6 protein-coding genes are annotated in these 5,655 nt (G+C 36.2%); all 6 read left to right on the top strand.

Annotated features, from left to right (window positions below):
- The coding region (locus tag V7014_RS23925; RefSeq protein WP_335511057.1) for a hypothetical protein at positions 1-216 on the top strand (216 nt) is incomplete at its 5' end.
- Positions 194-1,105, top strand: coding sequence for a UDP-N-acetylmuramate dehydrogenase (gene murB, locus V7014_RS23920; RefSeq protein ID WP_335511054.1), 912 nt, complete (start codon positions 194-196; stop codon positions 1,103-1,105). The genes V7014_RS23925 and murB, both read left to right, overlap by 23 nt.
- 276 nt (positions 1,106-1,381) lie before the next feature.
- Positions 1,382-1,813 carry a division/cell wall cluster transcriptional repressor MraZ gene (mraZ, locus tag V7014_RS23915; protein ID WP_335511053.1) on the top strand — a complete coding sequence of 144 codons (432 nt, stop codon included), beginning with the start codon at positions 1,382-1,384 and terminating at the stop codon, positions 1,811-1,813.
- Positions 1,814-1,879: 66 nt separating this feature from the next.
- Positions 1,880-2,812 carry a 16S rRNA (cytosine(1402)-N(4))-methyltransferase RsmH gene (rsmH, locus tag V7014_RS23910; protein ID WP_335511051.1) on the top strand — a complete coding sequence of 311 codons (933 nt, stop codon included), beginning with the start codon at positions 1,880-1,882 and terminating at the stop codon, positions 2,810-2,812.
- 37 nt (positions 2,813-2,849) lie between these two features.
- Positions 2,850-3,203 (top strand): cell division protein FtsL, encoded by a 354-nt coding sequence (gene ftsL, locus V7014_RS23905; RefSeq protein WP_335511058.1) that lies wholly within the window; start codon positions 2,850-2,852, stop codon positions 3,201-3,203.
- Between the two features lie 20 nt (positions 3,204-3,223).
- Positions 3,224-5,398 carry a penicillin-binding protein gene (locus V7014_RS23900; RefSeq protein ID WP_335511049.1) on the top strand — a complete coding sequence of 725 codons (2,175 nt, stop codon included), beginning with the start codon at positions 3,224-3,226 and terminating at the stop codon, positions 5,396-5,398.
- Positions 5,399-5,655 lie beyond the last annotated feature (257 nt).

The raw sequence follows: 5,655 nt of genomic DNA, 5'->3' as shown, positions 1-5,655 counted from the left end.
ATTAGAACAAGGGCTTATTTTAGTCCTTGTTCTTTTTTTGAAATACCAGCATATGATATATATATTGGAGAAAAAATTTGCCTTTATTATTGTACTTTTTGGGAATATTGCAATTGTAATTGTCTCAACTCTTCAGAAGTTGTTACAATAGAGAAAGGCGTAAAGCGAAAATCAGATAAAAGAGGAAATAAACGTGAATATTTTACACATATATAATGACTTGAAAAAACTAATGAATGAAGAAAATGTATATCAAAATGAACCTTTAATGAAGTATACTTTTACAAAAACAGGTGGGCATGCTGATTTATTGGTATTTCCAACTTCTTACAATGAAGTTGAAGCTATTTATAAGTATGCGAAGCAAAACAATATTCCTTTAACAATTCTAGGTAATGGTTCTAATCTTATTATTAGAGATGGTGGGATTAGAGGGATTGTAATGATTCTTACGAAACTAGATCAAATTTTAGTTAATGGTAATCGAATTATTGCTCAGAGTGGTTCTACAATTATTGATGTTTCCCGTACTGCTCTTGCTCATCATTTGACAGGGCTTGAATTTGCTTGTGGTATTCCAGGTACAGCTGGAGGGGCTTTATATATGAATGCAGGAGCATATGGTGGTGAAGTAAAGGATGTTTTAGAAAGTGCCATTGTTCTTGATGAGGAAGGCAATTTACAAACATTATCAAGAGATGATTTTGGTTTTCGTTACCGTACAAGTGCGTTTGCCAAAAAAAATTATTGTGTGCTTGAAGGAACGTTTCTTTGTGAAACAGGTGACTCAGTAAGTATTAAGGCTAAAATGGATGAGCTTACGTATTTACGAGAGTCTAAGCAACCTCTTGAATACCCATCTTGTGGAAGTGTGTTTAAGCGTCCGCCGGGACATTTTGCAGGTAAACTTATACAAGATAGCAACTTGCAAGGAGTGCAAATTGGCGGCGTGCAAGTTTCAACAAAGCATGCAGGCTTTATGGTTAATGTAGATCAAGGTACCGCAAGTGACTATATCGAATTAATTCAACACGTTCAAAAGACAGTATATGATAAATTCGGTATCCAATTAGAAACAGAAGTAAAAATTATTGGAGAAAACTAATTTTAAAGAAAAGCACCTTTTCACAAAATATGTGAGAGGTGTTTTTTTATTTGTAAAAAATCGTGTATCAAAAATTGCGAGTATGTAACTTAATGTGCTAAATTTTTACGCTTTTGTTCTATTGTATTACATGTTTTTTGCGTGATGTTGTGGAATGCTGGAGAAATTCTCGAAATTTGTGTAAAGGGGATATGAAAGTGGAAAAAGAATACTAAAATCAGTGGAGAAAAGTGGGGGGATGTGGTACTCTTATATAGAGAAAGTGGGGGTAATGATATGTTCCTGGGAGAATATTACCATAACATTGATGTTAAAGGACGCTTAATAATTCCTGCTAAATTTAGGGAAGCATTAGGGCAAGAGTTTATTATAACTCGCGGTTTAGACCAATGTTTATTTGGGTACTCCCTTGAAGAATGGGTACATATTGAAGATAAGCTAAAAACACTCCCGCTTACGAAGAAAGACGCTCGTGCATTTACTAGGTTTTTCTTTTCAGGTGCAACAGAATGTGAGCTAGATAAGCAAGGCAGGATTAATATTCCAATGCCGCTAGTCCAATATGCTAAGCTTGAAAAGGAATGTGTGATTTTAGGAGTTTCCAATCGAATCGAGATTTGGAGTAAGTCTCAATGGGCAGACTATTCTACAGAATCAGCAGAAACTTTCGCTGATATAGCTGAGAATCTGGTCGGATTTGACTTTTGAGCTTGCTGTTGAATTCACAATATGCGTAATAAAGCGACTATTAATATCGATTGGAGTTGAACGTTTTTGTTTAAGCATGTAACAGTTCTTTTGAAAGAAACAGTTGATGAATTAAATATTATACCTGATGGCATTTATGTGGATTGTACTTTAGGTGGAGCAGGTCATAGTGAATATGTGCTATCACAGCTTTCAGATCAAGGTAAACTATTTGCATTCGATCAAGATATTACTGCGATTGAGAATGCAAAAGAGAAACTAAAGTCTTACGGTCTTAAAGTCGAATTCATCCAAAGTAATTTTAAATATATTAAAGAAGAGTTAAACGCTCGAGGAATCCATCAAGTAGATGGTGTTTTATACGATTTAGGTGTTTCATCGCCACAGCTTGATACACCTGAAAGAGGATTTAGCTATCAACATGACGCACCGCTTGATATGAGAATGGATCAAGATGCTACATTTTCTGCATATGACGTTGTAAATAATTGGTCATATAATGAACTAGTGAAAATTTTCTTTCAATATGGAGAAGAGAAATTTTCTAAGCAAATTGCTCGTAAGATTGAAGCGCAAAGAGCGATTAAACCAATTGAAACAACTTATGAACTCGTGGAATTAATTAAAGAAGGAATTCCTGCACCTGCTCGTAGGACAGGTGGACATCCGGCTAAACGAGTATTTCAAGCGATTCGAATAGCTGTTAATGACGAATTGAAGGTATTTGAAGAATCACTAGAGCAAAGTATCAGTCTCCTTAAAAAAGGTGGCCGTATTTCGGTAATTACCTTCCATTCATTAGAAGATCGTATTTGTAAAAGTGTCTTTAAAGAAAAGAGTGATTTACCTCCACTACCACCTGGTTTACCTATTATTCCAGAAGAATTTAAACCAGTATTAAAGTTGGTTAAAAGAAAGCCGATATTACCTAGTGAAGAGGAATTGCAAGCTAATAATCGAGCCCGATCAGCAAAATTAAGAGTTGCAGAGAAACTATAAACCAAAGATTAAATATGTGGAGGGGAAATATTTGAGTATGTTAGCACGAAAAATCGCAACAGATAGGCAACAAACCCAGCAACCTCAAACAGCCGTTACAAAGGTACTAATCCCCAAATCGAAGATCACATTAGGAGAGAAAATACTTTTTGTTGCGTGTGCGTTAATTTTTACAATTATTTCAGTGAAAATCATTTCAAATCAATATAATCTATATACCGTGAATCAAGACATTCAAAAGTTACAAACAAGTGTAACAGAACAGGTAAAAGTGAATAATGATTTAAATGTCGAAGTAAGTGAATTAAGTCGCTACGAAAGAATTTGGGAAAGAGCATCTAAACTTGGTCTTAAATTAGATGAAAACAATGTTAAGGTTGTGCAAGACTAATGTATATCAAGAACAAAAATATGAACATTGGAGCAGCGATACTATTTATATTGTTCGTTCTGCTCTTTTTTGTTGTAGCTGGACGCTTTATTTACATTCAAGTAACGGGACAAGTCGATGGGGAAGTATTAGCCACTAAAGCGCAAGAAAAAACTTTGAAACAAACAGGGATTGAATCTTCCAGAGGAAGTATTACGGATCGAAACGGTTCTGTTTTAGCCGAAGATACTTCCTCATATACGCTAATTGCTATATTGGATAGTAATATGACGATTGATGAAGATAATCCTCAGCATGTTGTTGATCCTGAAAAAACAGCAAAGCAATTAGCGAAATATATAGACATGGACGAAGAAAAGATTTTAAAGCAATTAAAAAAGAAAGACGCGTTTCAAGTAGAATTTGGAGCAGCAGGTCGTGGACTTTCACATGCTACGAAAAAGAAAATTGAAGCATTGAAACTTCCAGGCATAACGTTTAATAGAGATACGAAGAGATATTATCCGAATGGTGTGTTTGCTTCACATGTAATTGGTTATGCGGAAAAACAGTATGATGAAGAAACAAAGACGGAAAGTGTACAAGGTAAGTTAGGCCTTGAAAAATCATTACAATCTAAGTTAGAAGGTACAGACGGAAAAGTAAACTATGAAAGTGATAGATGGGGCTTTTTAATTCCAGGTAAAGAAGCGAAAGTAACGAAACCTGAAAATGGTGATAATGTACAATTAACACTTGATAAAAAAATTCAATCTTTACTAGAGGAATCTTTAACTAAGGTACAAAAAACGTACAAACCAAAGAAGTTAATTGCCATTGTATCAGATCCTAAAACAGGGGAAGTATTAGCGATGAGTCAACGTCCAACATTCCATCCTAATACGAAAGAAGGATTGGGTGAGACATGGAAGAATCTTGCCATTGAAGAGAATTTTGAACCTGGTTCGACAATGAAGGCTTTTACATTAGCAGCAGCTGTTGAAGAAGGTGTGTTTCAACCAAATGCTTGGTTTGAATCAAAGCCATATCATATTCAAGGAAGCTATATAAAAGACCATAGTGGTATTACTCCTGGTAAATCGATGACGTATTTACAAGGTGTACAGCGTTCGTCAAACGTTGCTTTTGTGAAAATGGCACTTGAACAGCTTGGTGAGGAAAAGTTCCGAGAATACTTAACGAAATTTGGTTTTGATGAACCTACGGGCATTGATTTACCTAATGAAGTTGGCGGTAAAATCCTTTATAACGAAAAAGTAGAAAAAGCAACAACAGCGTTTGGACAAGGATCAGTTGTAACTCCTATTCAGCAAATTCAAGCTTTTTCTGCGATTGCTAATGAAGGAAAGATGATGAAGCCGTATGTAATAGATGAAGTTACGGATTCGAAAGGAAATGTAGTTGAAAAAACAAAGCCAACCGTAGCCGGAGAGCCTATTTCCGAAGAAACAGCCAAAACTGTATTAGGTTATTTAGAAACGGTTGTATCGGATGAGAAAGGAACTGGTCAAAAATACGCAATCGATGGATATAAGGTTGCAGGTAAAACAGGTACAGCGCAAATACCTGGTCCAAATGGGAGATATTTAACAGGTCGTAACAATTACTTGTTTTCATTCCTTGGAGCGGCCCCAGCAGATGATCCGCAACTAATTATGTATGTTGCTATGCTGCAACCTGAGCTACCATACGATAAAACAGGTACAGATGCTCTTGCAGAAATATTTAATCCTGTAATGAGTAATAGTTTGCGATATTTAAATATCAAACCAGCAAATGTAACTAAGAAAACGACAACGAAAATAAAAGATTACGCTGGAATGTCAGTGAATGAAGCGTCAGCAGAGTTGAAAGAGCTCGGATACGAAGCGGTTGTACTAGGTGAAGGAGAAACGATTGTCCAACAAGCACCAGCTGCTGATGCTATGCTAATACAAGGAGAAAAGGTAGTATTAAAAACCCGGGGTCCAACGAAAATGCATGATTTAACCGGTTGGTCGCTACGGGATGTTATGAAGGTTGTTAATTTAGTTGGACTGGATTTAAATGTAAGTGGTAGTGGTTACGTAAAGAAACAAAACATTAAAGCAGGTGAAGATATTTCGAAAGGGGAATACTTCATAATAGAATTGCAACCGCCAGATCCAAAGGAAAAAACAGAAATTAAAAAAGGTGAAGACGAAGTTTATGATTAGCTATAAAAGAGATAGTCTTTTAGGATTTAATTCTTGAGGCTATCTCTTTTTTTCTTTTTACTCGTTTTCAAGGAGAAGGAAGTTTCGGAGCTAACCGGTCGCTTTCGCTTTTCTTACTGTCTAGCTCCAGCGCCCAGCTCCTAGTGGACTTCACCAATCTCCCTACGATAAGTCAGCATCGACTCGCTTGTCAGCTCTTCGTGTTTCCTATATCTCAGTCGGAGGGCTCCAGTTGATACGGAGCTAAACGGGGCGCT

The organism is Bacillus sp. JJ722 (assembly GCF_036963345.1).
GTDB lineage: Bacteria > Bacillota > Bacilli > Bacillales > DSM-1321 > Bacillus_AD.
Note: the sequence above shows the minus strand (reverse complement) of the source record. Positions and strands in the feature narration are given on the sequence as shown.

Excerpts from the sequence above, each read along its gene's own strand:
- ftsL (WP_335511058.1), top strand. The coding sequence starts at position 2,850 with ATGTTAGCACGAAAAATCGCAACAGATAGGCAACAAACCCAGCAACCT.
- mraZ (WP_335511053.1), top strand. The coding sequence starts at position 1,382 with ATGTTCCTGGGAGAATATTACCATAACATTGATGTTAAAGGACGCTTA.
- V7014_RS23900 (WP_335511049.1), top strand. The coding sequence starts at position 3,224 with ATGAACATTGGAGCAGCGATACTATTTATATTGTTCGTTCTGCTCTTT.